Here is a 25570-nt window from a genome sequence, read left to right as displayed (position 1 = left end):
AACGGACGTATGGCCATGCAGAACGCTAAGCCCTCGGTTTTCAAACCCCTCGTCGCGGCGGTCGCCGCTGCCTGCGCCGCAATGGGCGCCGCAATGGGCGCCGCCCCGGCCCACGCCCAGGACCAGGCCCAGGACCAGGCCCGCGCGGCGGAGCCGGACTGGACCCTGTCGGCGGAATATACGGCCGATGTTTCGGGCGTGGTGTCAGGCGGCGCGCAACGGGCGGGCCGATATCTGGACAATCTGAGCGTCGAACTGGACGGCGATCTGGAACAGGCCTGGGGCTGGCGCGGGGCGCGGCTGCACATGTCGGGCCTGTATAACGGCGGGGGCGAGCCCAACGCCCTGGCCGGCACTCTGCAGGGCGTGGACAATATCGAGGTCGGGGCCCAGGGCGCCCGCCTGTTCGAGGCCTGGATCGAACAGGATCTGGGCGGATCGGCCACGCTTCTGGCCGGCCTGTACGACCTCAACAGCGAATTCTACGCCACCGAGGCCTCGGGCCTGCTGATCTCGCCACCGTTCGGCATCGGCTCCGAACTGGCCTCGACCGGCCCCAACGGCCCGGCCATCTTCCCCTCCTCGTCCCTGGCCGCGCGGCTACGGGTCGGCGACACCGACGGAACCTATGTCCAGGCCGCCGTCGTCAACGCCGACGCCCGCACCTTCGGCGATCACGGCGGGGTGGACACGGACCTGGACCACGGCGTCCTGGCCATCGCCGAGTTCGGCAGCCACGCCCCCTTCCGCTACGCCTTCGGCGTCTGGCGCTACAACCAGCGTCAGGACGACATCCGCGACCTGACCCCCGACGGCGACCCCGCCCACAGCATCGCCCAGGGCGCCTACGTCCTGGCCGAGGGTCCGGTCTGGGGCGCCGCCGCCCCCGACGGCCCCCAGATCGACGCCTTCGCCCGCCTGGGCGTGTCCGACGGCGACACCACCGACTTCAAGGGCGGCTGGCAGGCCGGCGTTCTGGTGCGCCAGGTCTTCGCCGCCCGTCCCGACAGCCAGCTGTCCTTCGGCCTCCACCAGGGCTGGCTGTCCGACAAGGCCCGCGCCAACCTGACCGACACGCCCGCCGACCCCGCCCGCTACGAAGAGGGCCTGGAGCTGACCTACGCCGACCGCATCGGCCGTTTCACGATCCAGCCCGACATCCAGCTGATCCGCGATCCCGGCGGCCTGAAGGACGTCGATGACGTGGTGGTGGTGTCCCTGCGCGTGATCACGCCGCTGTTCTGAGCCTCTAGCGTTCCAGCGCCACGCGGGCGGGATCGAAGCCGACGACTTCGCGGATCACGATCATGCTCTTGAAGCCGCGCACACCCTTTTCGGGGATCAGTTCGCGGATGCCGAAGGCTTCGTAATCCTGCATCGAGCGCACGGCGACGGTCAGCAGATAGTCGGTTTCGCCCGTCACGTCCCAGGCGCCCTGGACCTCGGGACTGGCCCTCATGGCGTGCTGGAAGGCCTCCATCACCTTGCGGTCCTGGGTGTTCATCTCGACCTGGACATGGAGGACGATGCGCGGCTCGACGCGAGCGGGATCAATCACGGCGACGTCGGCGACGATGACGCCCTCGGCCCGCAGCCGACGCAACCGGCGCAGCACGGCGGATTCCGACAGGCCCACCGCCTCGGCCGTCACCCGCGCCGGCTCAAGATTGTTGCGCCGGACGCGCGCCAACAGCCTATGGTCGAAATCGTCAAGGGTGACGAAATTCGTCATTTCATGGCCTTTCATGACGAAATCCGGCGCATGAAAGCCGAAAATCGCCGGGAAGCGCAAGCTGAATTGCAATAGGTTCAGGCCATGACCTCCGTGGCCCTGAAACAGCACCTGACCTCGCCGCTGGCGATGCGCCTGATCCCCTATCTGGCGCTGTTTGCAGGCATGGTGACGCTGGCGGGCGGCACCTCCTTCGCCAAGACCCTGTTCCCGCTCATCGGGGCGCAGGGGACATCGGCCTATCGCGTCGGGATTTCAGCGGTTCTGCTGGTGGCGGTGTTCCGCCCCTGGCGATTCCGGCTGAGCCGCGCGGATCTGGGGGCCATCGCGCTGTACGGCGTCGTGCTGGGGGCGATGAACCTCAGCTTCTACATGTCGCTGCGGACCATTCCGCTGGGCCTGGCCATCGCCATCGAGTTCATGGGGCCGCTGACCCTGGCCCTGATCCATTCGAGAAAGCCGATCCATTTCGTCTGCGTCGGCTTTGCGGTCCTGGGCCTGGGCCTGCTGCTGCCGCTGAAGGCCGGAACGGGTGCGCTGGATCCGGTCGGCATGGCCCTGGCCGCCTTCGCAGGCCTGTGCTGGGCCCTCTACATCGTGTTCGGCAAGCGGCTGTCGCACATCCATGCGGGCCAGTCCGTGGCCCTGGGCATGAGCGTTGCGGCCATGGTCGTCGTGCCTTTCGGCGTGGCCCATGCCGGCGCGGCCCTGCTGAACCCGGCCATCATCCTGGCCGGGGTGGCGGTGGCGATCTTCTCCAGCGCCCTGCCCTATTCGCTGGAGATGGTGGCCCTGCGCGGCATCCCCAAACGCACCTTCGGCGTGGTGCTCAGCGCCGAGCCGGCGGTCGGCGCCCTGGCGGGTCTGATCGTGCTGCACGAACACCTGACCGGCCAGCAGTGGCTCGCCATCGCGGCCATCGTCGTCGCCTCGGTAGGGGCCATCGCGACGACGCGGGAGACGCCGGTCGCCGCAGAACCGGTTTAACCGCCTTCACCCCCCGTTAACCACGATGGCCCATCTGGTTAACGCCTGTTCCTGGGGTCCGTCTTGCACACTCTCGTCGCCGCCGTCGAAGCGATCGATCCGCTGGTCGTCACCGGCAAGGTCGCGGGCGTCTCGGGCCTGCTGATCGAGTCGCGCGGCGGCCTGTCGCGCCTGGCGGTCGGGGCCCGGGCCGAGATCAGCCGGCGCGGGCAGACGGCCCTGCCGGCCGAGGTGGTGGGGTTCCGCGACGCCAAGGCTCTGCTGATGCCGTTCGGCCCTGTCGAGGGGGTGGCGCCCGGCGCCGAGATCCGCATCATCGACCAGGCCGCCAGCGTGCGCCCGACCACGGCCTGGCTGGGCCGGATCATCGACGCCTTCGGCAATCCCATCGACGGCAAGGGCCCCCTGCCCCAGGGGCCGGTCCCCTATCCGCTGCGCGCCCCCCCGCCCCCGGCCCATTCGCGCGGCCGGGTGGGCGAGCGGCTGGACCTGGGGGTGCGGGCCATGGACGTCTTCACCACCACCTGCCGGGGCCAGCGTCTGGGCATCTTCGCCGGCTCGGGCGTGGGCAAGTCGGTGCTGCTGTCCATGCTGGCCAAACAGGCCACCTGCGACGCCGTCGTGGTCGGCCTGATCGGCGAACGGGGCCGAGAGGTGCGCGAGTTCGTGGAGGAGACCCTGGGCGAAGAGGGGCTGAGACGCGCCGTCGTCGTGGTCGCCACCTCGGACGAGCCGGCGCTGAAACGCCGCCAGTCGGCCTATATGACCATGGCCATCGCCGAATATCTGCGCGACCAGAACCTGGAGGTGCTGTGCCTGATGGACAGCGTCACCCGTTTCGCCATGGCCCAGCGCGAGATCGGCCTGGCGGCGGGCGAACCGCCGACGACCAAGGGCTACACCCCCACCGTCTTCACCGAACTGCCCAAGCTGCTGGAGCGGGCCGGGCCGGGTCCGGTGCGGCCCGACGGCACCACGGCGGCCCCCATCACCGCCCTGTTCACCGTCCTGGTGGACGGCGGCGACCATGACGAGCCCATCGCCGACGCCGTGCGCGGTATCCTCGACGGCCATATCGTCATGGACCGCAAGATCGCCGAACGCGGCCGCTTCCCCGCCATCGACGTGCTGAAGTCCGTCAGCCGGACCATGCCCGGCTGCCAGACCCCGCCCGAGCGCGAGCTGAACAAGCGCGCCCGCCAGGCCCTGTCGGCCTATGCGAACATGGAAGAGCTGATCAAGATCGGCGCCTATCGCACCGGGGCCGACCCCATCGTGGACCGCGCCATCGCGCTGAACCCCGCGCTGGAAGATTTTTTGAGCCAGGACAAGGACGACGCCACGCGTCTTACCGATTCCTTTACCCGGCTCGAGCACATCCTGAACCAAGGCATGATCAGAGAGTGACGAAATGACCGCTTGGGCCCAATCCCTGATCCGCATCTCCAACTACGAAGTCGAGACCCTTCAAAAACGCCTGGCCGAGATCACGTCCCGCCGCGCCACCGCCGAGATGCGCCTGGCCGTTCTGGACGCCGAGGTCGAGATCGAACGCGAGCGCGCCCGCGCGGACGCCGACGCCGGCATGATGCTGGCCGCCTATCTGAACGGCTGGAAGGCCCGCAAGGCCGCCGCCGAGGGCGACCTGACCGTGGTCGAAGCCGAGGAGGCCGGGGCCCGCGACGCCCTGACCGGCGCCTTCGAAGAGCTGAAGAAGTTCGAACACGTCGCCGAAACCACCCGCCTGAACAAGCTGCTCGCCGTCGCCAAGCGCGAAACCGCCGCCTTCGACGAGCTGGGCCTGCGGAAACGTGCGGTCTGACGACCGACATGCGTCTCCCTCCCCCTGCGGGGGAGGGGCGTCGCGTAGCGACGGGGTGGGGACGGCAAGGCGCCGTCGCACGGATTTGAGGCAAGCCAAGTCAGTGGGGCATTGCCCGGCCCGCCCCACCCGGCTTCGGCTACGCCTTCGCCCCCCTCCCCCGCAGGGGGAGGGAGAATAGAATGTCGATCTCGCGCCGCACTGTTCTCGCCTCGGGCCTCGCGCTTCCTCTGGCTGCGCCCCTGGCCGCCTGCGACCGCATCTCGGCCGAACCGACCCCGCCTGCCATCCCTCCGCTGAAATCCGTCGCCCCCTGCCCGTTCGGCGCGGCGATCAAGGCGATGCAGATCGACGACCCCGACTGGGTCGCCCTGGCCCGCGCCAATGTCTCCCAGCTCACGCCCGAGTGGGAGATGAAGATGGAATATGTCCTGGCCGACGGCCTGGACCGGCCGAACTTCGACCGCTCGGACGCGATCGCCGCCTTCGCCCAGGCGAACGGCATGGCCCTGCACGGCCACACCCTGATCTGGTACTCGCAGGGCAAGGAAGCGTTCGCGGGCCTGTCCGGCGCCGCCTTCGACCGCGCCTTCGACGGCTATATCGCCGCCCTGGCCGGCCGGTATCGCGGCAAGGTCCGCAGCTGGGACGTGGTCAATGAGCCGATCCTGGACGACGGTTCGGCCCTGCGCGACTGCCACTGGAGCGCCCGCTACGGCCACGACGGCTATATGCTGCGCGCCTTCGAACAGGCCCGGATCGCCGACCCCGACGCCGTCCTGTTCCTGAACGAATACAACCAGGAATCCGTCCCGGCCAAGGGCGCCCGGTTCCTGAAACTGGTCGAACGCCTGCTGAAGGCCGGCTGTCCGCTCCAGGGACTGGGGCTGCAGTCCCACCTGTGGATCGACATCCCCGACGGCGTCATCGCCGCCTATATGCGCGAGATCGCCCAGTTCGGCCTGCCGATCCATGTGTCCGAGCTGGACTGCACCCTGCGGACGGACAACCCGCTGGATCTGCGGTCCCAGGCCGACCGGCTGGCCCGCCAGTCCGCCCGCGTCACGGAACTGGCCGAGGCCTTCACCGCCCTGCCCCCGGCCCAGCGGTTCGCCTTCACCGTCTGGGGCCTGCGCGACACCGACAGCTGGTATCGCCAGGGCGACAAGGACGACGGCCGCGACAAACCGCTCCCCTTCGACAGTTTCGGCCGGCCCAATCCGATGGCGGCGGCCCTGGCGGAAGCCTTCAGGGCCTAGACGCAGCGACGCCCGCCGGCCTGGGGCCGACGGGCGCTGTACGACGGAGGTGGGGGCGTGCGTCCGTCTTACTTCCTGCCGGGCTTGGCCGGCTTCACCTTGGCCGGGGTTTCGGCGCGGTGGTGACGGGCGCTGCGGGTCTGGTGCTGCGGACGGGCGCTCGAGGTCGCGGCCGGGCGGGCGGTCGCGGCGGATGCGGTCGAGGCAGGCACGGTTCCGGCGAAGGCGGCGCCGCTGGTCAGCAGGACGGTGGCGACGGCGCCCAGGATGGCGGGGGTGCGGAAGGATTTCATTTCAGGTCTCTCTGGTTGAGAACGTCCGGCCTCGTGTCGGACAGTCACTGTTTCGCGCCGCCCTCGGGCGGGTTCGCGTCCGTTCGGTGTCGCCGCATGTCGTCGGCGAACAGATTTGTGTCCGACTGTATCCGCCGCGCTTTGGCCACGAGCCGGGACGACAGATCGCCGTCCTTTCCTGCGCCGAACGCCCATGTCCCAGACCGCCGTCTTTCCCGTCCTGCTGGTCGTCGACGACGACCGCGACATCCGCAATCTGTTGTCGGAACACCTGGAACAGCAAGGGTTTCGCACGGTGAAGGCGGCCGACGGGCGGGCGATGCGGGCCGCGCTGGAGGCCGGGCCGGTGGATCTGGTGGTGCTGGACCTGAACCTGCCCGACGAAGACGGACTGAGCCTGTGCCGCGCCATCCGCGCCACGTCGCGCACCCCGGTCATCATGCTGACCGCGCGCGGCGATCCCATCGACCGGATCGTCGGGCTGGAGATGGGCGCCGACGACTATATGGCCAAGCCGTTCGAGCCGCGCGAACTGGTGGCGCGCATCCGCACGGTCCTGCGCCGCGCCGGCCCTGACCGCGGCAGGATCGAGGGCCGCCACGCGGACTTCTCAGGGTGGTCGCTGGACATCGCCGCGCGCGCCCTGACGGCGCCCGACGGGCGGCTGGCGCCCCTGTCCAGCGCCGATTTCGACCTGTTGCACGCCCTGGTGCGAAACGGCGGCCGGCCCCTGTCGCGCGAGCGGATCCGCGCCCTGTCCACCGTGGCCGACGCCGACGACCGCGCCATCGACCTGAGGGTCAGCCGCCTGCGCCAGAAACTGGGCGACGACGCCCGCAACCCGGCCCTGATCCGCACGGTGCGCAGCCTGGGCTATATGCTGTCGGGACCGGTGACATGGCGCGCCTGAGCCGCGACGTGGGCCGCGCCGCCGATGGATCGACCGTGCGGCTGTTCCTGCTGCTGCTGGTGGGGGCGATGACGGCGGCGGCGGTCACGTTTCTGGCGCTTCAGGTCGGTCACCATCGTGGACTGAAGCGGGCGCACGAGTTCACCACGGCCGAGCGGATCGGCGACCTGGCCCAGTCGGACGACGATCCGGCCGCGGGCGTGGCCGCCGGCCTGCCCCCGGCGCGGGGCCAGAGGCTGGGACCGCCCGACGCGGCCCTGACCCAGGCGGTGGCGGCGGCGCTGGACCGGCGCGGCGTCAGCGGCGTGACCGTGCGGGCCTATGAGGCGGCGGACGCCGTCTGCGGAGCCGATCCGGGCGAGCGGCTGCGCTGCCGCATCCTGACCCTGACGCCCGACGGCGGCCCGGCCATGGCCCCCGTAGCCGTCAGCCTGCCCGCCGCGCCGCGCCCCTGGAGCCTGGGGCGCGAGAGCGCCGCCCTGCTGGCGGCGGGTCTGGCGGCGGTGATCGCCACGGCCTGGCTGGCCTCGCACCGCGCCGCCGCCCCTCTGGCGCGGCTGTCGGCCGGCGCCCTGGCCCTGGGCCGCGACCTGGACCAGCCGCCCCTGGTCGAGGAAGGCGCGCGCGAGGTGCGCCAGGCGGCGGCGGCCCTGAACGTCATGCAGACCCGGCTGCGGGCCATGATCGCCGAGCGCACCCGGGTCCTGGCCGCGGTGGCCCATGACCTCCAGACCCCGCTGACCCGGATGCGGCTGAGGGTCGAGAAGATCGGCGACCACGGCCTGCGCGCCCAGTTGATCGCCGACCTGGCGGCCATGCAGCATCTGGTGCGCGAGGGGCTGGACCTGGCGCGGATCGAGACGGCGCCCGAACCGGTGGTTCCCGTCGATCTGGACGCCCTGTTGTCGGCCCTGTGCGAGGACGCGGCCGACGCCGGCCAGCCGGTCGTCTTCGCCCAGGGGTGCGGCGCCGTCCTGCCCACCCGCCCCCAGGCCCTGCGCCGCTGCCTGACCAATCTGATCGACAATGCGGTGCGCCACGGCGGGGGCGCGACGGTCTCGGCGATGGTCGAGGGGACGACGCTCCGGCTGATCGTGCGCGACCACGGGCCAGGCGTGCCCGAGGATCGGCTGGAGGCCCTGTTCGAACCCTTCTACCGGCTGGACCCGTCCCGGTCGCGCGACAGCGGCGGCACGGGCCTGGGCCTGACCATTGCGCGGCGCATGGCCGAGGTCGCGGGCGGGCGGCTGACCCTGGCCAACGCCGGGGACGGCGGCCTGGAGGCGGTCGTGGCGTTCGACGCCCCCTGACGCAAAACGCCCGCCGTTTCCGGCGGGCGTTTCAGGATCAGGTGTCGGCGGCTTTTCAGGCGGCGACGCTGTTGGCGCCTTCGGCCGGGTCGCGCAGCACATAGCCGCGGCCCCAGACGGTCTCGATATAGTGTTTGCCGTCGGCGGCGGTGGCCAGCTTCTTGCGCAGCTTGCAGATGAAGACGTCGATGATCTTCAGCTCGGGCTCGTCCATGCCGCCGTACAGGTGGTTCAGGAACATTTCCTTGGTCAGGGTGGTGCCCTTGCGGAGCGAGAGCAGCTCCAGCATCTGGTATTCCTTGCCCGTCAGGTGGACGCGGTGACCGTTCACCTCGACCGTCTTGGCGTCCAGGTTCACGGCGATCTCGCCGGTGTGGATGATCGCCTGGGCGTGACCCTTGGAGCGACGGACCACGGCGTGGGTGCGCGCGATCAGCTCGTCCTTGTGGAAGGGCTTGGTCAGATAGTCGTCGGCGCCGCCGCCGAAGGTCTTGACCTTGGTCTCGATCTCATGGCTGCCCGAAAGGATCATGACCGGCGTATTGATCTTGCCGACGCGAAGCTGGCGCAGGACCTCCAGGCCGCTCATGTCGGGCAGGTTCAGGTCAAGCAGAATGAGGTCGTAGTCATAGATCTTACCCAGATCGATGCCTTCTTCACCCAGATCGGTCGTATAGACATTGAAGCCTTCCGACTTGAGCATCAATTCGATGCTTTGGGCAGTTGCGTGATCGTCTTCAATCAACAGGACGCGCATTCGTGCCCCTCCAGGCAAAAGCTTTGCGGTAACCACCCAGCCACACGGTTGGGTAACCTTGTTCGCAGGTTAAGACCCGAAAACCTTAAGAAGGGTTAACGCCGAGCCATTGAGTCGTTCCTAAGCTGATTTGCGAATCGCCGTCGAGAGTCTGGAGTCAACGATTCGAAATTAATTAACCATGTTTCCCTCCCGCCCCCCCCCGCGCCGGCCCCGGTTTCGCATTCGCGGCTCCGAGGCCCAGGTCGCCGACCGGGCCGATCACAACCCCAAGGCGGTTCTGGCTTCACGTCCGCTTCTGACGTCGAATAGGATCATATTCCTATCACAGGCGCCACGTCGATCTAGGATGGCGCATCAGGTTTGTGATGGGAGAGAGTGATGCTGGAGGATTACAGGGCGCCGGTCGGCGAGGAGGACCGGACCAAGGCCGGGCTGGCGGTGCATCTGGTGGCGGCGCGCACCGGCGCCCTGCCCGATCGGATGACCGCGCGCGGACGGCTCGACCCGCTCAGTTCACGCGCACGCTGGCTAGCCATGTACCTGTCCCATATCGCCTTCGGCTGGACGCTGGAACGGGTCGGCCATGTGTTCGGCATGAACCGCACGACGGTCAGTGCGGCCTGCCGCTGGGTGGAGGACGAACGCGACAGCCGCGCCATCGACGACCTGCTGGAACAGCTGGAGGCCTGTATCGCGGGCCTGTACGACGCGCCGCGCTGGGAGATGCCGCAATGAGCCGCGCGGTCGAACGCGCCCGCGACCTGCTGGTCCGGTCCGGCGCCTGGCTGTCGGCCGAACACGGGGTCTATGCGCTGCGGCTGGGCGCCGACCGGCGCGGCCGCGTCAGCCTGACCCTGGCCGAGCCCGAGTTCCGCGCCCTGATCGACCGGCCCGGCCTGCGCCGTCGCCCCCAGGGCGGCTGGGTCGCGCGCCCGTCCGGCTGCGAAGGCCCTTCCGCCCCGCCGGGCCGACCCGGCGTCATCGACGGCCAGCGCACCCTGATCGACGCAGAGGGCCGCATGATCCGTCACGCCGCCAACCTGGGCGAAAGCCCCATCGCCTGGCTGGCGCGCCGCCGGGACGCGGCCGGCCGACCCTGGCTGACCCCGGCCGAGGCCGCCGCCGGCGAACGCCTGCGCACCGAGGTGGAACAGGCCCGCGCCGGCCCGTCCCTGACCATGCGCTGGGACGCCCTGCCGCGCGCCGGAGCCGGTTCTGCGGCGCGGGTCGAACCCGGCGACCGCGCCCTGTCGGCCGGCCGGCGCGTCGAAGAGGCCCTGACCGCCGTCGGCCCGCGCCTGCGCCCCATGCTGACGCGGATCTGTGTTCACGGCGACAGTCTGAAACTGGCCGAAACCGGCCTGGGCCTGCGCCGACGCCAGGGCAAGACCCTGCTGAAACAGGCGCTACAGGCCCTGGCGGACCACTATGGGATCGGTTGAGGTCACAGGTATTTCATCCAGGCGTGCGGGCTACGCCGTTTGACGCCGGCGAACCAGCGGCAGGCGTACCAGCAGGGGACGGCGACCCCGGCGGCCAACAGCCACAGCCAGGCGACGTTCGGCACGCCGAAGCCGTCGCCCTGGTTGGCGCCGAACAGGGCCAGGGCCGACAGATAGACCAGGTGCAGCCCGTAGATGTGGATCAGATAGAAGAACAGCGGCGCCCCGCCGAACACGGCCAGAACGCCCGTCAATCGGGACGGCGCCTGTTCCAGGCCTGCGAGAAACAGGGCGCCGAGGCCCAGCGTCAGCAGGATGAAATCGGCCGACGGTGGATATTTGGTCAGGTTCAGCACGCTCATGACGGTGTGCAGCGGCGTGGCCTGGACGGCCCAGGGCGTCGGGTCGCCGTAGACATTGAGGCCCCGTAGCACGATCAGCAGCGTCAGGGCGGTCAAGCCGGTCAGGACCAGTCGCCGCAAACGCAGCGACGCATCCCCGACGAACCACGGTCCGATCCCGTACCCCAGGGCCGCCACCCCGATCCAGGGCAGCAGGGGATAGGAGGTCCGCACCTGACCGCCCCAGGGCAGGTCGATCAGGGTGCGGTCGTGCAGCACCGCCCACAGGACATGACCCGGTTGGCCCGCTGCGATCGTGATGGGATCCAGCAGATTGTGGCCCAGGACGATGACCAGCCCCACGGCGATCAGGGCCGGACGCGGCAGACGCACCAGGGCGGCCAGGGCGATCATCGACAGGCCGATGGCCCAGATGACCTGAAGATAGATGATCTGGGGCGTGAAGGAGAAGCTCCAGCCGAAGCCGACCAGCGTCAGCTCCAGCACTACCAGAAACAGGCCGCGTTTCAGCAGGAAGTCGGACGCCGCCCGCGCGCCGACCGCCCCTCCCCCTCGGCCGTTGCCGTACAGCCAGGCGCCCAGTCCCGTCAGGGCGATGAACACCGGCGCGCACAGATGGGCCGACAGCCGGGTGAAGAACAGGGCCGGAGACGTCGTCTCCAGGTTCATCGGGTCCGAGACCTGGGCGTGGATGAAGAAGAACTCCCGCGCATGGTCCACCAGCATCAGCAGGATGACCAGGCCGCGCAGGGCGTCGATGGAACGGATACGGCCGCCCGAACGAACCTGTTCGGGCGGGGCGACGGAAGCGGGCGCAAGCGTTGCGGCGGTTGACATCATCAGGCGGAAGCGGATAGCCGATACTTTATAACGTTTCAACGGAGTATCACGTGTCCCTGCTTTCGAGCTGCGCCAGCCTGTGCCTTCTGGCCGCCGCCAACGCCGAAGCCGTCCCTGTTCTGGAAGCGGCGCCGGAACCCGCAGAAGCCACGACGGTGGGCGAGATCGTGGTTCTGGGTCGTCGCACGGCTCCGCACGACCGGACCCTGGGCGTCGGCGCCGTGACCGAGCGGATGTCGCCGTCCAGCCGCTCGATCGAGACGGACCTGCTGCACGCCGTCGGCGCCACACGCCTGTCCGACGCCCTGGAGCTGGTCAGCGGCGTCAGCCAGCAGAACAACCGCGGCGGGGTGATGGACAATTTCGCCGTCCGCGGCTTCCTGGGCACGCCCGACGGCGGGGCCGAATATTATGTCGATGGCTTCCTGGCCAACCGGGGCATGGCGCCGCCGCGCGACCCGGCCACGGCAGAGCGGATCGAGGTGCTGAAGGGGCCGGCCGGCGCCCTGTTTGGCGACATCGACCCGGCGGGCCGGATCAATATCGTCTCAAAGACCCCGCGCTTCACCCCCGATGCGGTCTTCACCGGCACGGTCGGCTCCTTCGGCCTCAGGCGCGGCGAACTGGACGTGACCGGCCCGATCTCGGACAGCCTGGCCGGGCGGCTGGTGCTGGCGGGCGAGACCAGCAGCGGCTGGCGCGACCATGTCGGGATGGATCGCACCTCGGTCGCCCCGTCCCTGACCTGGCGGCCCCATGACGCCCTGCGCCTGACCTATGTGGGCGAGTTCACCGTCTTCTCGACCCTGTTCGACCGAGGCATGCCGGCGGTCAACGGCGACGCCCTGGCCCTGCCGGAGTCGAACTACTACGGCGAGCCCAGCGACGGCCCGACGCGGTTCCGCAACGAACGGCACCAGATCACGGGCGAATACCAGATCAGCGACGGCTGGAGCCTGAACGGCGGCGTGGCCTGGCGCGGCGGTTCGCTGCGCGGCCTGTCCAGCGACCATTCGCGCCTGGTCGGCGAGACGCTGTGGCGCCAGCGCCGGGGTCGCGACTTCACCGTCGAGGACCTGTCGGCCCGGCTGGAGTTGAACGGCGTGGTGGCGACCGGCCTGGGCGTGCACACTCTGGGCTTCGGCGTGAAGGCCTATCAGCTGACCTATGGCGAGAAGTGGCTGCGGATCAATCCGACGGCGGCCAACCCCTATCCGATCGACCTGTTCAACCCGGTCTATGGCGCGGTCGCCAGCCCCACGCCCCTGCCCTTCACCGACAATCTGGAAACGCGCGAGGTCGTCACCCTGTACGCCCAGGACCTGTGGGAGGTGAACGACCGCCTCAGCCTGGTCGCGGGCCTGCGCTGGGACGACTACAGCCAGACCATCCGCAACAACCGCACCGGCGCCGTGGGCGAGACCAAGGACAGCCCGGTCGATTATCGCTTCGCCGCCCGCTATCGCCTGACCGACAATCTTACGGCCCACGCCAGCTATGGCCGGTCCTTCGTGCTGAACTCGGGCACGGGCCGGACCGGCGCCGGCTTCGCCCCGGAAGAGGGCAAGGGCTACGAGATCGGCCTGTCGGGCGCCTGGGAGGGAATCGACCTCGCCGCCACCGTCTTCGACATCGAGAAGACCAATATCCTGACCAGCGACCCGGTGGACGCCAACTATCTGGCGCCGGTCGGCAAGCTGACCTCGCGCGGGATCGAGCTGGACGGGTCGGTGCGGATCGGCGAGGCGTGGCAGGTGGTCGCCAACTACGCCTGGACCGACGCCAAGGCCGACGACAAGGCCTTCGCCACCGACAATGTGCTGAACGTGCCGGAACATTCGGGCTCGCTGTTCGTGGTCGGTCGTTTCGCCACGACCCACGGCACGGACTGGTCGATGACGGCCGGCGCCGCCTATGTCGGCGACCGGGCCGCGACCCTGACCACCGACGGGGTGCGGCTGCCCGCCTACTGGAAGGCCAAGGCGGCGGTAGAATATGGCCTGACGCCCCAGGTCACGGCGCGGGTCGAGGTCGACAACCTGTTCGACGAACGCTACGCCGCCAGCTCCTACAGCGCCCTTTGGATCTTCCCCGGCGCCCCCCGCAGCCTGCGCGCCTCGCTGCGGATCGCGCTATAGGCTTTCCGCCTCCCGCTCTCGTTGGAGAGGGTGGGGCGGCCCATCTGATCTCCGGTGCGTTGTGAAAGATGGGCGTGCGTTGAAGGCTTTCGACCTCAACCGCATGAGGACGCCATGAGCACCCGAACCATCAAGGCCATCGCTGGCCAATACGTCGTGATCTACCGCGGGTCGGTAGAGAAGCGATTTCCGTCACTGGCCGAAGCCGAGGCCTACGTCCGAGCAGGCAAGTTTCCGTCGGTATTCACTAGGCGCGGCCCGTCACCATTCCGGCGCCGCTGATCCAGCCATTCCGGCAGGGACGCCCCCGATCAGTGAGCACGAAACCCCGACCGTGCGGGTCGGGGCTGATCGGGCGCGTTCTACGCTAATGGCGTGCTCGGGCCAGCCATTGGCAGACCGGGGCGCGGCCGCTAACAGCGGTAGGATACGGTTCAGGGGAGGCGCGAATGGGACTGGGAGCACGAATCAGAGGCTGGTTCGGGGCGCGCTCCGCCAAGGCGCGGCGGATTCGCGGCCTGCCGGATCGGCGTGTGATGGCCGAAAGCTATGTGCCCGCCCTGGCCGCCGACGGCGGACGCATCCTGTGGGTCGGGTGTCGCGAATATACGCTGGACGACTATGCGGCGCTGGAGGCGAACGGCGGCGAGGTCTGGACCACCGACATCGACCCGTCCGCCGAACGCTGGGGCCGCCAGGGCCGCCACCGCACCGGCGACGTCTGCGAGGCCGACGCCCTGTTCGGCGACCTGACGTTCGACGCCGTCGTCTGCAACGGAGTGCTGGGCTATGGGGTGGACAGCCCCGAGCAGCAGCAGCAGGCCCTGGCGGCCCTGGCGGCGGTCTTGCGTCCCGGCGGGCGGCTGTTGCTGGGCTGGAACACCGACAAGATCGACGACCCGGTGGCGGCGGGCCTGACCGCCCCCGCCTTCGCCCCCGCCCCCCTGGGCGATCGGCCGACGCGGGTGGGGTTCGACGCGGTGACCCACGTCTACGACAGTCTGATCCGCCGCGCCTGATCCGGCGTCAGGGGAAGGAGCGGCCCCTGCGCGACACGCCCAATCCGGGCAGCGCCGACGGCCAGAACCGCCGCTTCCGGTGCTGGCCGGCGCCGGACCGGTCCGCCAGGGTCTCGCGCAGGGCGTCCAGTTCCGCCGCACGGGCGGCCGGAGAATGGACCTGTTCGACGAAGGCCTGGCCGCCGCGCGCCAGGGCCAGACGCGCCTGCGGGTCCTCGATCAGCCGGTTCATGGCGTCGGCCAGGGACCGGGCGTCCTCGACCCCGACATAGACCGCATGGTCGCCGCTGGCCTCACGCAGGCCGCCGCGTCCCGACGAAATCAGGGCCGCCCCGGCCGCGTGCGCCTCGAGCGCGGTCAGCCCCATGGCCTCGCGGACGCGCGACGGCGTGGCGGCGATGGCGGCGCGGCGCGTCACGGCCTGCACCTGGACCAGCGACGCCGACTTGTGGATCTCGACCCGATCGCCGAACCGGTCCAGCAGCCGCACATGGGGCTCGGCCCAGTCGCTGTTCCGGTCCCATTCGCCCAGCATCAGGGCGCCGCGCCAGTCGGGATGACGGTCCAGCGTCTCGGCCAGAGCCTGGCAGAACAGGTCCAGCCCCTTTTCCGGCAGGGCGCGGCCGCAGAACAGGATCAGTTTCTCGCGCGTCTCGGGATCGGCCCGCCAGGCCTCGACGTCGATGGGATTGGACACGACCGCCACCCGGTCCGCCAGGCGGGGATAGTCGGCCGCGAACTCCTGACCCGCGGCCTCGCTGACGAAGACCAGACGGTCGAAACGGGCCAGCCGACGGCCGTAGCGCCAGGCGTCGATCGGATTGTGCGCGGGTCGGATCCGCGTGTGGCGGTACAGGACATGGGTCGCCTGGGGCAGGCTGCGGGTCATTTCGGACGCCGCCTTGAGCTGCTGGTGGTATTCGACGACGGCCGGGTTCAGGGTCGTCAGAATCCGCCCCACCGCGGCATTGCGCGCCTTGCGCCCCAGGCCCGCCGGAACGGTCAGGGTGTGCGTACCCGCCGGCGTCGGGCCGCCCGCGTCGCAGATCAGGGTCACGGCCGCCTGAAGCCGGCTGTAGCCCGACAGGGTGCGGACCACGGTTTCCATCGAATTGCCCTTCTCAGGGCAGAAGTCGCAGCCTCGCGGCAGGATGACGGCGATACGCATGGCCTCAGTCTTCCTTCCGACCAGGGGACGCCGTGAACATCTCGGGGTAGGCGACGGCCCCCGTGGCGCGCCGCCCGCGCGGGCCGTTCACGCCCAACAGACGCCGCAGCTTGAAACTGGCCTTCAGCCAGGGCTCGACGGCGGACCGGCGCTCGGCCTTGACGTCGATACAGGTGACGCCGCCCAGGCCGGACAGGGTGTGCAGCCCGTCGGAGAAGCCCGGCGACAGATCGCCCGGCTCGAACCGCCGCACCGTCGAGGCCGCGAACGTCCGGGGCGACAGGGCGTCGATCCGCAGCAGATTGATCGCCACGCCATAGGCGGCGGCGCAATCCTGAACCGGCAGATGGACGGCGCCGTCCTGCACGAAGGCCGTGCCGCCCGGACGCGAGACGTCCAGGCCGCGCATCACCGGATTGCCGGGATGGGGCGTCCAGGGACCGGTCGGGGTCTCGGCCCAGGCTACATGGAGTTCACGCATCGCCCGGTCTTCCGGCCCGGCCAAGGCGTAGAACAGCCACCACCGGCCGTCGTGGCGAACCACGGTCGGGTCGATGGCCGCCGCCTCACCCAGGCGCGCGACGGCCTGCCACTGATCGGGAAACCGGACGCAGCGATACAGGATCAGGCCGCCGCTCTTGTAGCCCTCAGGCAGCATATAGAGGGCGTCTCCGTCCTGGATCAGGGTCGGATAGGACAGGTGCCAGGGCTCCGACAGGGCCAGGCCCTGGTCCACCAGACGGTCATCGGCGTCGTACCGATAGAAGCGGATCCGGCCGCGACGGAGGTGATAGTCGAACGCCTCGACGAAGACGGTCAGCCCGCCGTCCCGCTGGATCGCAAACGGATCGGCCAGATAGGCGTAGGGGCCGACATCCGGCAGCCAGACGATCTCGTCCGGGCGAGGCGGGCGATCCACGACATCGGCCAGGGGACGTCGGATGAAACCGGAACGCCACAGGTCGAACATGACGCGGTCCTCAGCCGGCTTGAGGCGGCGGGGCGGCCGACCGGTAGTGTTCTGAAATCACGCGCATTCTGGTTCCGGCCCGACATTCCTGGACGCTCTCGATCAAGCTTTACCTTAGGAAAGGAGTCGAGAACGAGGCGTGGGGCGAAATAAATCCGCGCGGCCTCACCCCGCCGCCCCGTTCGCGATCTGGGCCGCCTCTCGGATCCGGCCGACCATGCTGTTCAGGCCGTTGGCGCGCTGGCGCGTCAGGGCCGAGGGCAGGCCCAGACGGTCCAGGGCGGCCTTGGCGTCGAAGGCCAGGATCTCGGCCGGGGTGCGGCCGGAATAGAGTTTCAGCAGCAGGGCGATATTGCCCTTGGACAGGGCGCTGTCGCTGTCGGCGGCGAACCACAGGCGGTCGCCCTCGACCTGGGTCGCCAGCCAGACCCGGGCGGCGCATCCGGGCACCTGGTTGGCCTCGATACAGTCGGCCGGGTCCAGCGGGGCCAGGCCCTTGCCCAGTTCGATCACATATTCGATCCGCTGCTCCCAGTCGCCCAGCAGGTCGAAATCCTCGGCCAGTTCGGCCAGGGTCTGGTCAAGACTGTCGGTCGGGGGCGTGCGCTGGGTCATGGCCGCCAGATAGGCCGCGCGGCCGTTAACGACAACCGGCTGTTTTGTCCCCCGATATTCATGGTGAACGCGGGTTCGGATATCGCCTGGAACGGGAGCGGCCTCGCACCGACTCGGCGGCCGGTTTAGGCTCCAGACGAGCAACAACGGCCAGAACGCTTGTACGTCCACCCGCCACAGTCACGGCAGACCCCCTCCACGACGAACGCCGCGCGTTCGGCGACAGCGGTCCCGTCATCGCTGTTGGCCCTGTGGCACGCCTGCTGGGCGGTGGCGGCCAGCGTGACCGCCTTTGCGGCCCAGAGCCTCGGCGGACTGCCGGACAATGTGCTGGCCGCCCTGCTGCTGACGGCCCTGCCCGGCATCGGCGGGGTGATGCTGATGGTGCGCGATTCCATCGGCCTGAGATTCGTCCTGATGGGAAGCTGGCTGCTGGCGTCGGTGGCGGCGGCCGGCCTGACCGGCGGGGCGACCGGGGCGGTTCCCGGCCTGCTGGTCATGCCCCTGGCCGCGGGCATCGTGCTGGACCACCCGCGGATCGGCGACGACCGTCTGACCCGGCTGGGGATCGCCGCCCTGGTGCTGCCGCTGGTTTCGGGCCTGATCTCGTCGCTGCTGAACGGCGCCGAGGCCCAGCCGCCGGTCCTGGCCGCCGTCTCCGGCCTGCTGGCCGTGGCGGCCACCGCCTCGGCCATCGGCCTGACCTGGAACGAACGCCGCAAACGCCTGACCCTCGCCGAGGCGAACAGCCGCCGGGTCGAGGCGGTGCTGAACGCCCAGCCCGGCCTGACCCTGCTGCTCGATCCGGCCGGCCGCGCCGTCGCCGCCTGGGGCGCGCCGCCGCCGTCGGTCTCCATCGACGCCCTGGTGAACCAGGGCCTGATCGCCGCCGTCCACGCCCCCGACCGCCCCGCCGTCGCCGCCGCGCTTCAGCGGGCCGCCGCCGGCCAGACGGCCGAGATCCTGTTCAGCCCGCGCCTGGCCCTGGACCGGCGCGTCGTCATGATCCTGCGGCGGTTCGACCACGGCCAGGATTCCGGCGGCGATTCCGGAGGCGACCCGCCGCGCCTGATCGCCCAGGCCTTCGACGGCACCGCCCAGTTCGCCCGTGAACTGGGCCTGGAGAGCGCCCGCGCCGAGGCCGAGGCCCAGAGTGCCGGCAAGACCCGCTTCCTGGCCAATATGAGCCACGAGCTGCGCACCCCGCTGAACGCCGTGATCGGTTTCGCCGACATCATGCGTCAGCGCCTGTTCGGCCCCCTGCCCGACCGCTACGCCGGCTACGCCGACTCGATCCATCAGGCGGGCGGCCATCTGCTGGACCTGATCAACGACGTGCTGGACCTGTCGAAGATCGAGGCCGAACGCTACGAACTGGCCCTGGAGTCCCTGGACGCGCGCGACCCCGTGTCGGCCGCCGTCGCCCTGGTCCGCGTCCAGGCCGACGACAAAGGGGTCGATCTGGCGCCGGTCCTGCCGTCCATTCCCCTGACGGTCCAGGCGGACGCCCGCGCCCTGAAGCAGATGGCGCTGAACCTGTTGTCGAATGCGGTCAAATTCACCCCGACCGGGGGGTCGGTCACCCTGACCCTGGACGGGGTCGGCCCCTATCTGGAGCTGGTGGTGTCGGACACCGGCGTCGGCATCGCGCCGGAGGATCTGCGACGGGTCGGCCGTCCGTTCGAACAGGCCGGGGGCGCCGACCAGAAGGCCCAGGGCACCGGCCTGGGCCTGTCGCTGGTCCGGTCCCTGACCGAGCTGCACGGCGGCCGGATGAGCATCGACAGCACCCTGGGCGAAGGCACGGCCGTGATGGTGCGTCTGCCGGTCATCCCCATCGAACCGGTTGAGACGCGGGGCGAGGCGCGGGGCGAGGCGCCGGTCGAAGACCTCGTCGCGCCCTGACCGTCTAGGTCTGCCCCATCGACAGGAAGGCGCGGCCGGCGGCGAAGTCGCCGGTTTCGAAGGTCGAGCGGGCCACGCTGCCGTCGCGGAACAGGAATTCGACGGTGAAGATCTCGCGCGGATCCAGGGCCGACAGGGCGTCGGCCGCCGAGGTCGGGAAGACCCACATCTGGCCCGCCTCTCGCCCCTCGACCAGCAGACCGGCGTCCGCCGCCGAGACGCCCGAGGCCCAGACGGCGCGCCGCTGGGTCTGGGGCGGCAGTTCGCGCGCCAGCCAGGGCCGCGGCGCCACGGTCGCGTCGCGCATGACGATCCGCACCCCGGTCGGCCGTGACCGGCCCTGCCAGGACACCACGGCCGCCAGCTGGTCCGACCGGCCCGTCCCGCCGACCATGCCGAACCGCACCGGCGAGGCGCCCGTTCGCGTCGCCTGCATCAGCCGCCAGGTGGGCCGGGCGTAGGCGGCGCGATCAGCGCTCCAGCCCGCCCGTTCGCCGGGAAAATTCATCCGCGCCATCCGCGACCAGCCGGAGAAGGCGTCGCGCACCCGGCCGCTGACCGTCTTCAGATCGGCGGAGTCGCACCGGGTCGCCGCCGCCCGCGCCCGGGCCCGCGCCGCCGTCTCGGCCAGGTCTCGGTCATTGCCCCCCGCCCGCAGCGCCGCGCCCCGCGCCTGCCAGGCGGCGGCGGTCAGGGCGGCGGTCAGTTGCGGCTGGAACAGACCGCAGCGGGCGTTGGCGGCCAGGACGAAGCTGCGCTCATAGTATCGATCCGTCGGAGCCGCGCCCGCCATGCCCGGACCCGCCGCCACCGGGGCGGCGATCAGGGCGGCGGCGATCAGGGCTTGGGTTCGCCGGGTGGAAGAGCCTATTCTCATCCCCTCACCCTGGCACGTCCCGCCTTTGGGTCTGGTTTCCGTACAGGGTTAGCGAATTGCTTCTATCCAGCGACCTGTGGGTCAGCGCCCTGATCCGCCGCGCCGAGCTCGAGGGCGCCTACGCCACCGTGGTCAAGAAGGGCGACGACCGCGCCGGCTCGGTCATCGTCAAGGCCTACGACACCTCGACCCGCACCGCCAAACTCTACACCGAGGCCTTCGGAAACGACGGCGAACCCCTGTGGATCCAGCCGGTGACCAGCGACAGCGAAGCCGAACTGGACGCCTATATCGCCCGCCAGCGCGGCTACGACCCCGACCTCTGGGTGGTCGAGATCGAAGACAGACAGGGCCGGCATTTCATCACCGAGAAGGTGCAGGGCTAAGGCGCGAAATCACCCGGCCGCTTTCTCCTCAGCGGTCGCGAGGGTCTGGTTCTATGGCGGGCCCCTGTTGCATAAACCGGCCCTTGGCAGACTCAATTTGCATGCGATTGCGGTGTAAGGCCTCCGAATGACCAGCGAAACAGTCACCCTCGCCGAAGCCGATCCCGCCGAGTTCGCGATCTTCAAGAAAGAGTTGCAGGACGCGTTCGCAGTGGCGGTCGTCGATGAGTTCGGCGACCTTCCAGACGGGCCGATCCCCTCGGACGAGGTGTTGGACGGCGCCGTCAAATCCCCTGGCGCGGTGGCGCTGCGCATATTGTGCGATGGCCGGAAGGTCGGCGGCGCCGTCGTCACAATCGACCCCGTGACCCACCGCAACTCTCTCGACCTCTTCTTCCTGAAGGTCGGCGAGGAGGGTCGGGGGCTCGGCCTCAAGGCCTGGCGCGCCATCGAGGACCGTTTTCCCGAGACGATCGCCTGGCAGACGCACACGCCGTATTTCGAGAAGCGGAACATCCACTTCTACGTCAACAAGTGCGGCTTCAGGATCATCGAGTTTTTCAACAAATATCACTCCGACCCTAACAATCCTGAGGCGCAAGACGATCTTCCCGGAGACGGGGACGCTTTTCAGTTCGAAAAGATCATGAGAGCGTCAAGTTCAGAGCTTTGAGCAGGTGGGGGTGGACAGCTCCCTCTCGGACCTTGCGTCGCCCGCTCTGCATCGGCCCCTACCCCTTTCGCGCGTCGAACGCCGCCCGCGCCGTCTCGATCCGGTCGATATTCTTCTCCGCCCACGTCCACACCCCGCAAAACGCCTCGGCCAGGGTGAAGCCCAGGTCGGTCAGCCGGTATTCGACCTTGGGCGGGATGACCGGATGGACCGTGCGCACCACCAGGCCGTCGCGCTCCATCTGACGCAGGGTCTGGGTCAGCATCTTCTGGCTGATGCCGCCGACCAGTTCGCCCACGCGCGTGAACCGGGTCTCGCCGTGTTCGGCCAGGACCTCCAGGATCAGCATGGTCCACTTGTCGGCGACCCGGCCGATCACCTCGTTGACCAGGGCCTCGACGCGCGGATCGGCGACCTCGCCGGTCTCGGGGTGTAAAATTCTTGCGGGCGGAACAGCCGTCATATCCATTTCTTCCTTCGCGGTAAGTATGGCGGTTTTCAGTGCCTACTTTCCAATGGAGAGTGACCGTCATAACTGAGTTTCCGCACTGACGCACCCCTGAGGAGAGCCCCATGAACATCAGCGGAAACACCATCCTGATCACCGGCGGCGGCACCGGCATCGGCCGCGCCCTGGCCGAGGCCCTGCACGCCCGCGGCAATCAGATCATCATCACCGGCCGTCGCGAAGACGTGCTGAAGGACGTCGCCGCCGCCAATCCCGGCATGGCCTGGGCCGCCCTGGACGTCGCCGATCCCGCCGCCGTCGCCGCCTTCGGCGAACAGGTGGTCAGGGATCACCCGACCCTGAACGCGGTCATCCTGAACGCCGGGATCATGAAGGTCGAGGACCTGAAGGCCCGCCCCTTCGACTTCGCCACGGTCGAGGCGACCATCGCCACCAATCTGCTGGGTCCGATCCTACTGACCGCCGCCCTGTTGCCCCACCTCCAGGCCCAGCCCGCCGCAACGATCATGACCGTCACCTCCGGCCTGGCCTTCATCCCCCTGGCGGCGACCCCGACCTACAACGCCACAAAGGCGGCCATCCACTCCTGGACCGAGTCCCTGCGCCATCAGCTGCGGGACACGGCGATCGAGGTGCTGGAGCTGGCCCCGCCCGCCGTCGCCACCGACCTGATGCCGGGCCACGCCGAGAACCCCGCCTCCATGCCCCTGGCCGACTATACGGCTGAGGTGATCGGCCTGATCGAGCGCGGAGACACCCCGCGCGGCGAGATCCTGGTCGAACGGGTCAAGCCCCTGCGCTTCGCCGAGGTCAACGGCTACGCAGCGGTGTTCGAGATGCTCAACGGCTGACGCATTCTCCCTCTCCCTCCCCCTGCGGGGGAGGGGGGCGGAGGCGGAGCCGACGCCGGGTGGGAAGGGCCGGGCGACGCATCACAGCTTGCAAAAACAGGTGCGCCCGCGCCCTGCCGCCCCCACCCCGTCGCTGGCGCGACGCCCCTCCCCCGCAGGGGGAGGGAGAGGCCGTCTAATCTCCCACCGTGATCTCCAGGGGCCGCGACATGAACAGGCGCGGCCCGCCCAGGTCCAGCGCCAGCCGCCGATCCTCGAACGCCCCCATGCCGATCAGGGCCTTGGGAAAGCCCGGCACGGGCACGTCGTCATAGATGGCCACCTCCGCATTGCGGTACAGCTCGTCGGCGAACGTCAGCGTACGGACCGTCACCGCCTCGGCCCGCACCACTCCGCCCAGCACCAGGCTCTGCCCCGGCCGCCGTTCTCGCCCGTCCAGCAGGCCCGCCGCCTGGGCCGTCTCGCGCGTCACGGCCAACACGGCCGAGGCGCCGGTGTCGATCACCGCCTCCACCGTCGCCCCCTCGACCGTGATCCCCGCCTGCAGCGCCTTGCCCGCACGGCTCACAGCGACGGCGGCCATGTCCGGGGTCGGCGTCCAGACCTCGTGCTTCAGGAACCGCATCCGCCGTCGCCCGGTGTCCAGCTCCAGCACCAGTTCGCGCAGCACGTCCTGCCCCAGGATCAGCGGAGCCCCCAGCCCCTGATCGCCCGCCAGCGGCCCCAGGTCCAGTATCGCCGCCCGCAACCCGTCCAGCCTCAGCCGCCCGACCTCGACATCCAGGGCCGCGCCCCGTCCCATCTGCGGCTCGCCCCCGACGCCGTAGGCCACCATCGGAATATTGAAGACATCGGTCAGCCCCAGGGTCTGCACCAGCGACCGGTCGATCACCGAATACTGGGCCCCGGAATCGACCAGGGCCCGCACCGGGGTTCCGTTCACCGTCACGGCGACCGTCGGGGTGACGGCGCGGCGTGCGGCGTAATCCAGCCAGCCCGACGCGCCGTCCGCCGGAAACCCGACGCCCGGCGCCTTCCACAGCACATGGTCGCGCAGCCACCAGGCCCCGCCCACGGCGCCGGCGACCAGGCCCAGCCGGATCAGAAGATCGCGTCGTCTCATCCCCCAGACATGGACCGTCCGGCGCTCAGGCGCCAGCGGGGACGATGGTCGCAGGAGCGCGCCCGAGCGCCCAGGCGGCATGAATTTGTCGCACGGGCGCATCTCCGCCGCCCACCCGACAATTTCCTCCCCCGAACGACCAGAAACCGGGTGACGCCGCCGCCCCGGCTGGTTACGACCAGACTATCATGAGCACCTCCAGCGCCCGTTACGTCTCCACCCGCGGTCAGGCCCCCGAGACCGACTTCGCCGACGCCCTGCTGCGCGGCATCGCCCCCGACGGCGGCCTCTATATGCCGACCGCCTGGCCGACGTTGTCACCCTCGGCCTGGGACGCGACCGCCGATTACAAGTCCATCGCCCTGGCCGCCGTCGCACCCTTCATCGGCGACGCCCTGCCCGCCGGCGCGCTCGACCGCGCCCTTGACCGCCTGGCCGCCGGCTTCGCCCACCCGGCCGTCACCCCCCTGGTCGAGCTGGAGCCCGGCCTGTTCGTGCTGGAGCTGTTCCACGGCCCCACCGCCGCCTTCAAGGACCTGGCGATGCAACTGGTTGCCGCCCTGACGGACGAGGCCCTGGCGGCTTCCGGCGAGCGTCTGACCATCCTCACCGCCACCTCGGGCGACACCGGCGCCGCCGCCGTCCGCGCCTTCGCCGGCGCCCAGTCGGTCGATCTGGTCGTGCTCCATCCGCTGGATCGCGTCTCGCCGGTGCAGCGCAAGCAGATGACGACGGTTCAGGCCGACAATGTGCTGAACCTGGCCGTGCGTGGCGACTTCGACGACTGCCAGCGCCTGGTGAAGGGCCTGCTGGCCGAGGAGTCCCTGCGCGAACGCGGCCGTCTGTCCTCGGTCAATTCGATCAACTGGGCCCGGCTGGCCGGCCAGATCCCCTATTATGTCTCGGCCACGGCCCAGCTGGGCGGCCCGGCCACCTTCGTCGTCCCCACCGGTAATTTCGGCGACGCCTTCGCCGGCATCGCCGCCACCAAGATGGGCCTGCCGTGCAACGGCTTCGTCGCGGCGGTGAACCAGAACGACGCCCTGGCCCGCGCCATCAACGACGGCCTCTATTCACGCCGTCCTGCGGTGGAAAGCGGCAGCGTCTCCATGGACGTCCAGGCCCCGTCCAACTTCGAACGCCTGGTCTATGAGGCCACCGGCCGCGACGGCGACCGCACCCGCGCGGTGTTCGAAACCTTCGCCCGCGACGGCGCCGTCGCCTTCGATCCGGATCTGCTGGCCGCCCTGCGCGCCGCCGTCTCGGCCGTCTCGGTCGATGAGATGGAAACCCGCGCCGAGATCGCCCACGCCCACGAGACCTGGGGCCGCGTCGTCTGCCCGCATACGGCTGTTGCGCTGGCCGCCGCCCGCCGCGTCGATCGCTCGACCGGCCCGGTCGTCGCCCTGTCCACCGCCCACCCGTCCAAGTTCGGCGCCTTCGTCTCCGCCGTCCTCGGCTTCGAACCCGAGCCCGCGCCCGTCATCGCCGCCCTGGGCGACCAGGCCGAACGGATGACGATCATCGACGGCACGATGGACGCGGCCCTGGCGGCGATCCGCGCGCGCTGACCCATAAATCTCCCTCCCCCGCGGGGGAGGGGCGTCGCACAGCGACGGGGTGGGGCGGCAGGGCGACAACGCACCGACCCAATCTAAC

The 25570-nt window shown here is 69.9% G+C and carries 26 protein-coding genes; 16 read left to right on the top strand and 10 right to left on the bottom strand.

Annotated elements, in window-relative coordinates:
* Positions 1–15: 15 nt before the first annotated feature.
* Entirely contained in the window at positions 16–1245 is a 1230-nt protein-coding gene (locus tag ACP7CK_RS15540; protein ID WP_426026597.1) for a carbohydrate porin, read from the top strand.
* 4 nt (positions 1246–1249) lie between these two features.
* Here ACP7CK_RS15540 and ACP7CK_RS15535 read toward each other — a convergent pair whose 3' ends face one another.
* Complete coding sequence (locus ACP7CK_RS15535; RefSeq protein WP_050771691.1) at positions 1250–1747, bottom strand: Lrp/AsnC family transcriptional regulator; 498 nt, start codon at positions 1745–1747, stop codon at positions 1250–1252.
* A 69-nt stretch (positions 1748–1816) separates the two neighbouring features.
* On the opposite strand from ACP7CK_RS15535, the gene ACP7CK_RS15530 reads away from it, so the two are divergent.
* The 4 genes from ACP7CK_RS15530 (at position 1817) to ACP7CK_RS15515 (ending at position 5800) form a co-directional block, all read left to right on the top strand.
* Complete coding sequence (locus ACP7CK_RS15530; RefSeq protein ID WP_426026596.1) at positions 1817–2719, top strand: EamA family transporter; 903 nt, start codon at positions 1817–1819, stop codon at positions 2717–2719.
* Between the two features lie 63 nt (positions 2720–2782).
* Complete coding sequence (gene fliI / locus ACP7CK_RS15525; protein WP_426026595.1) at positions 2783–4126, top strand: flagellar protein export ATPase FliI; 1344 nt, start codon at positions 2783–2785, stop codon at positions 4124–4126.
* 4 nt (positions 4127–4130) lie between these two features.
* A complete protein-coding gene (locus ACP7CK_RS15520; RefSeq protein WP_008262669.1) occupies positions 4131–4541 on the top strand; it encodes a flagellar export protein FliJ in 411 nt (136 codons plus the stop codon).
* A 182-nt stretch (positions 4542–4723) separates the two neighbouring features.
* Positions 4724–5800 (top strand): endo-1,4-beta-xylanase, encoded by a 1077-nt coding sequence (locus tag ACP7CK_RS15515; RefSeq protein WP_426026594.1) that lies wholly within the window; start codon positions 4724–4726, stop codon positions 5798–5800.
* 68 nt (positions 5801–5868) lie between these two features.
* Here the strand turns inward: ACP7CK_RS15515 and ACP7CK_RS15510 are convergent, their stop codons facing one another.
* Entirely contained in the window at positions 5869–6093 is a 225-nt protein-coding gene (locus tag ACP7CK_RS15510; RefSeq protein WP_008262985.1) for a hypothetical protein, read from the bottom strand.
* A 193-nt stretch (positions 6094–6286) separates the two neighbouring features.
* Here ACP7CK_RS15510 and ACP7CK_RS15505 point away from each other — a divergent pair, with 193 nt between their 5' ends.
* A complete protein-coding gene (locus ACP7CK_RS15505) occupies positions 6287–7003 on the top strand; it encodes a response regulator (protein WP_426026593.1) in 717 nt (238 codons plus the stop codon).
* Positions 6991–8313 (top strand): sensor histidine kinase, encoded by a 1323-nt coding sequence (locus ACP7CK_RS15500; RefSeq protein WP_426026592.1) that lies wholly within the window; start codon positions 6991–6993, stop codon positions 8311–8313. Before ACP7CK_RS15505 ends, ACP7CK_RS15500 begins: the two co-directional genes overlap by 13 nt.
* Before the next feature lie 55 nt (positions 8314–8368).
* Here the strand turns inward: ACP7CK_RS15500 and ctrA are convergent, their stop codons facing one another.
* Positions 8369–9070, bottom strand: a complete 702-nt coding sequence (gene ctrA / locus ACP7CK_RS15495; protein WP_008260932.1) for a response regulator transcription factor CtrA — start codon at positions 9068–9070, stop codon at positions 8369–8371.
* 381 nt (positions 9071–9451) lie between these two features.
* On the opposite strand from ctrA, the gene ACP7CK_RS15490 reads away from it, so the two are divergent.
* Both ACP7CK_RS15490 and ACP7CK_RS15485 read left to right on the top strand, forming a co-directional pair.
* Positions 9452–9808, top strand: coding sequence for a helix-turn-helix domain-containing protein (locus tag ACP7CK_RS15490; RefSeq protein WP_050771595.1), 357 nt, complete (start codon positions 9452–9454; stop codon positions 9806–9808).
* Positions 9805–10515, top strand: coding sequence for a DUF6456 domain-containing protein (locus ACP7CK_RS15485; protein ID WP_292148124.1), 711 nt, complete (start codon positions 9805–9807; stop codon positions 10513–10515). The genes ACP7CK_RS15490 and ACP7CK_RS15485 overlap by 4 nt, the downstream gene beginning before the upstream one ends.
* A gap of 2 nt (positions 10516–10517) precedes the next feature.
* Here the strand turns inward: ACP7CK_RS15485 and ACP7CK_RS15480 are convergent, their stop codons facing one another.
* Positions 10518–11717 carry a DUF1624 domain-containing protein gene (locus ACP7CK_RS15480; RefSeq protein WP_426026591.1) on the bottom strand — a complete coding sequence of 400 codons (1200 nt, stop codon included), beginning with the start codon at positions 11715–11717 and terminating at the stop codon, positions 10518–10520.
* A gap of 50 nt (positions 11718–11767) precedes the next feature.
* On the opposite strand from ACP7CK_RS15480, the gene ACP7CK_RS15475 reads away from it, so the two are divergent.
* Positions 11768–13855, top strand: a complete 2088-nt coding sequence (locus ACP7CK_RS15475; protein WP_426026590.1) for a TonB-dependent siderophore receptor — start codon at positions 11768–11770, stop codon at positions 13853–13855.
* Positions 13856–14304: 449 nt separating this feature from the next.
* On the top strand, positions 14305–14874 hold the full coding sequence (locus ACP7CK_RS15470; RefSeq protein ID WP_426026589.1) for a methyltransferase domain-containing protein: 570 nt from the start codon (positions 14305–14307) through the stop codon (positions 14872–14874).
* A 7-nt stretch (positions 14875–14881) separates the two neighbouring features.
* On the opposite strand, the gene ACP7CK_RS15465 is transcribed toward ACP7CK_RS15470, so the two are convergent.
* The 3 genes from ACP7CK_RS15465 to ACP7CK_RS15455 all read right to left on the bottom strand — a co-directional run bounded on the left by ACP7CK_RS15465 (position 14882) and on the right by ACP7CK_RS15455 (position 17627).
* The gene (locus tag ACP7CK_RS15465; RefSeq protein ID WP_426026588.1) at positions 14882–16042 is read right to left on the bottom strand and encodes a glycosyltransferase family 4 protein; all 1161 of its coding nucleotides are present in this window, start codon (positions 16040–16042) and stop codon (positions 14882–14884) included.
* 4 nt (positions 16043–16046) lie between these two features.
* The gene (locus ACP7CK_RS15460) at positions 16047–17012 is read right to left on the bottom strand and encodes a glucosamine inositolphosphorylceramide transferase family protein (RefSeq protein WP_426026587.1); all 966 of its coding nucleotides are present in this window, start codon (positions 17010–17012) and stop codon (positions 16047–16049) included.
* Positions 17013–17177: 165 nt separating this feature from the next.
* Positions 17178–17627, bottom strand: coding sequence for a SufE family protein (locus tag ACP7CK_RS15455; protein WP_008259705.1), 450 nt, complete (start codon positions 17625–17627; stop codon positions 17178–17180).
* A gap of 243 nt (positions 17628–17870) precedes the next feature.
* On the opposite strand from ACP7CK_RS15455, the gene ACP7CK_RS15450 reads away from it, so the two are divergent.
* Complete coding sequence (locus tag ACP7CK_RS15450; RefSeq protein WP_426026586.1) at positions 17871–19532, top strand: sensor histidine kinase; 1662 nt, start codon at positions 17871–17873, stop codon at positions 19530–19532.
* A gap of 4 nt (positions 19533–19536) precedes the next feature.
* Here ACP7CK_RS15450 and ACP7CK_RS15445 read toward each other — a convergent pair whose 3' ends face one another.
* Positions 19537–20409, bottom strand: a complete 873-nt coding sequence (locus ACP7CK_RS15445) for a hypothetical protein (RefSeq protein ID WP_426026585.1) — start codon at positions 20407–20409, stop codon at positions 19537–19539.
* A gap of 56 nt (positions 20410–20465) precedes the next feature.
* Between ACP7CK_RS15445 and ACP7CK_RS15440 the strand changes: the two genes are divergently transcribed.
* Positions 20466–20795 (top strand): DUF1491 family protein, encoded by a 330-nt coding sequence (locus tag ACP7CK_RS15440; protein WP_426026584.1) that lies wholly within the window; start codon positions 20466–20468, stop codon positions 20793–20795.
* A gap of 127 nt (positions 20796–20922) precedes the next feature.
* Positions 20923–21468, top strand: coding sequence for a GNAT family N-acetyltransferase (locus ACP7CK_RS15435; RefSeq protein ID WP_426026583.1), 546 nt, complete (start codon positions 20923–20925; stop codon positions 21466–21468).
* Between the two features lie 58 nt (positions 21469–21526).
* On the opposite strand, the gene ACP7CK_RS15430 is transcribed toward ACP7CK_RS15435, so the two are convergent.
* A complete protein-coding gene (locus tag ACP7CK_RS15430) occupies positions 21527–21931 on the bottom strand; it encodes a winged helix-turn-helix transcriptional regulator (protein ID WP_426026582.1) in 405 nt (134 codons plus the stop codon).
* Positions 21932–22041: 110 nt separating this feature from the next.
* On the opposite strand from ACP7CK_RS15430, the gene ACP7CK_RS15425 reads away from it, so the two are divergent.
* A complete protein-coding gene (locus ACP7CK_RS15425) occupies positions 22042–22788 on the top strand; it encodes an SDR family oxidoreductase (RefSeq protein ID WP_426026581.1) in 747 nt (248 codons plus the stop codon).
* A gap of 175 nt (positions 22789–22963) precedes the next feature.
* Here ACP7CK_RS15425 and ACP7CK_RS15420 read toward each other — a convergent pair whose 3' ends face one another.
* Entirely contained in the window at positions 22964–23911 is a 948-nt protein-coding gene (locus ACP7CK_RS15420; protein ID WP_426026580.1) for an aspartyl protease family protein, read from the bottom strand.
* A gap of 188 nt (positions 23912–24099) precedes the next feature.
* Between ACP7CK_RS15420 and thrC the strand changes: the two genes are divergently transcribed.
* A complete protein-coding gene (thrC, locus tag ACP7CK_RS15415; protein WP_426026579.1) occupies positions 24100–25482 on the top strand; it encodes a threonine synthase in 1383 nt (460 codons plus the stop codon).
* Positions 25483–25570: the final 88 nt, after the last annotated feature.

Source organism: Brevundimonas sp. TSRC1-1, assembly GCF_049898245.1.
Classification (GTDB): domain Bacteria; phylum Pseudomonadota; class Alphaproteobacteria; order Caulobacterales; family Caulobacteraceae; genus Brevundimonas; species Brevundimonas mediterranea_A.
Note: the sequence above shows the minus strand (reverse complement) of the source record. Positions and strands in the feature narration are given on the sequence as shown.

Excerpts from the sequence above, each read along its gene's own strand:
- ACP7CK_RS15520 (WP_008262669.1), top strand. The coding sequence starts at position 4,131 with ATGACCGCTTGGGCCCAATCCCTGATCCGCATCTCCAACTACGAAGTC.
- ACP7CK_RS15470 (WP_426026589.1), top strand. The coding sequence starts at position 14,305 with ATGGGACTGGGAGCACGAATCAGAGGCTGGTTCGGGGCGCGCTCCGCC.
- ACP7CK_RS15515 (WP_426026594.1), top strand. The coding sequence starts at position 4,724 with ATGTCGATCTCGCGCCGCACTGTTCTCGCCTCGGGCCTCGCGCTTCCT.
- ACP7CK_RS15460 (WP_426026587.1), bottom strand. The coding sequence starts at position 17,012 with ATGTTCGACCTGTGGCGTTCCGGTTTCATCCGACGTCCCCTGGCCGAT.
- ACP7CK_RS15505 (WP_426026593.1), top strand. The coding sequence starts at position 6,287 with ATGTCCCAGACCGCCGTCTTTCCCGTCCTGCTGGTCGTCGACGACGAC.
- ACP7CK_RS15535 (WP_050771691.1), bottom strand. The coding sequence starts at position 1,747 with ATGAAAGGCCATGAAATGACGAATTTCGTCACCCTTGACGATTTCGAC.
- ACP7CK_RS15430 (WP_426026582.1), bottom strand. The coding sequence starts at position 21,931 with ATGACGGCTGTTCCGCCCGCAAGAATTTTACACCCCGAGACCGGCGAG.
- ACP7CK_RS15455 (WP_008259705.1), bottom strand. The coding sequence starts at position 17,627 with ATGACCCAGCGCACGCCCCCGACCGACAGTCTTGACCAGACCCTGGCC.
- ctrA (WP_008260932.1), bottom strand. The coding sequence starts at position 9,070 with ATGCGCGTCCTGTTGATTGAAGACGATCACGCAACTGCCCAAAGCATC.
- ACP7CK_RS15490 (WP_050771595.1), top strand. The coding sequence starts at position 9,452 with ATGCTGGAGGATTACAGGGCGCCGGTCGGCGAGGAGGACCGGACCAAG.
- ACP7CK_RS15435 (WP_426026583.1), top strand. The coding sequence starts at position 20,923 with ATGACCAGCGAAACAGTCACCCTCGCCGAAGCCGATCCCGCCGAGTTC.
- ACP7CK_RS15500 (WP_426026592.1), top strand. The coding sequence starts at position 6,991 with ATGGCGCGCCTGAGCCGCGACGTGGGCCGCGCCGCCGATGGATCGACC.
- ACP7CK_RS15420 (WP_426026580.1), bottom strand. The coding sequence starts at position 23,911 with ATGAGACGACGCGATCTTCTGATCCGGCTGGGCCTGGTCGCCGGCGCC.
- ACP7CK_RS15465 (WP_426026588.1), bottom strand. The coding sequence starts at position 16,042 with ATGCGTATCGCCGTCATCCTGCCGCGAGGCTGCGACTTCTGCCCTGAG.
- ACP7CK_RS15445 (WP_426026585.1), bottom strand. The coding sequence starts at position 20,409 with ATGAGAATAGGCTCTTCCACCCGGCGAACCCAAGCCCTGATCGCCGCC.
- thrC (WP_426026579.1), top strand. The coding sequence starts at position 24,100 with ATGAGCACCTCCAGCGCCCGTTACGTCTCCACCCGCGGTCAGGCCCCC.
- ACP7CK_RS15530 (WP_426026596.1), top strand. The coding sequence starts at position 1,817 with ATGACCTCCGTGGCCCTGAAACAGCACCTGACCTCGCCGCTGGCGATG.
- ACP7CK_RS15540 (WP_426026597.1), top strand. The coding sequence starts at position 16 with ATGCAGAACGCTAAGCCCTCGGTTTTCAAACCCCTCGTCGCGGCGGTC.
- ACP7CK_RS15510 (WP_008262985.1), bottom strand. The coding sequence starts at position 6,093 with ATGAAATCCTTCCGCACCCCCGCCATCCTGGGCGCCGTCGCCACCGTC.
- ACP7CK_RS15425 (WP_426026581.1), top strand. The coding sequence starts at position 22,042 with ATGAACATCAGCGGAAACACCATCCTGATCACCGGCGGCGGCACCGGC.
- ACP7CK_RS15480 (WP_426026591.1), bottom strand. The coding sequence starts at position 11,717 with ATGATGTCAACCGCCGCAACGCTTGCGCCCGCTTCCGTCGCCCCGCCC.
- ACP7CK_RS15485 (WP_292148124.1), top strand. The coding sequence starts at position 9,805 with ATGAGCCGCGCGGTCGAACGCGCCCGCGACCTGCTGGTCCGGTCCGGC.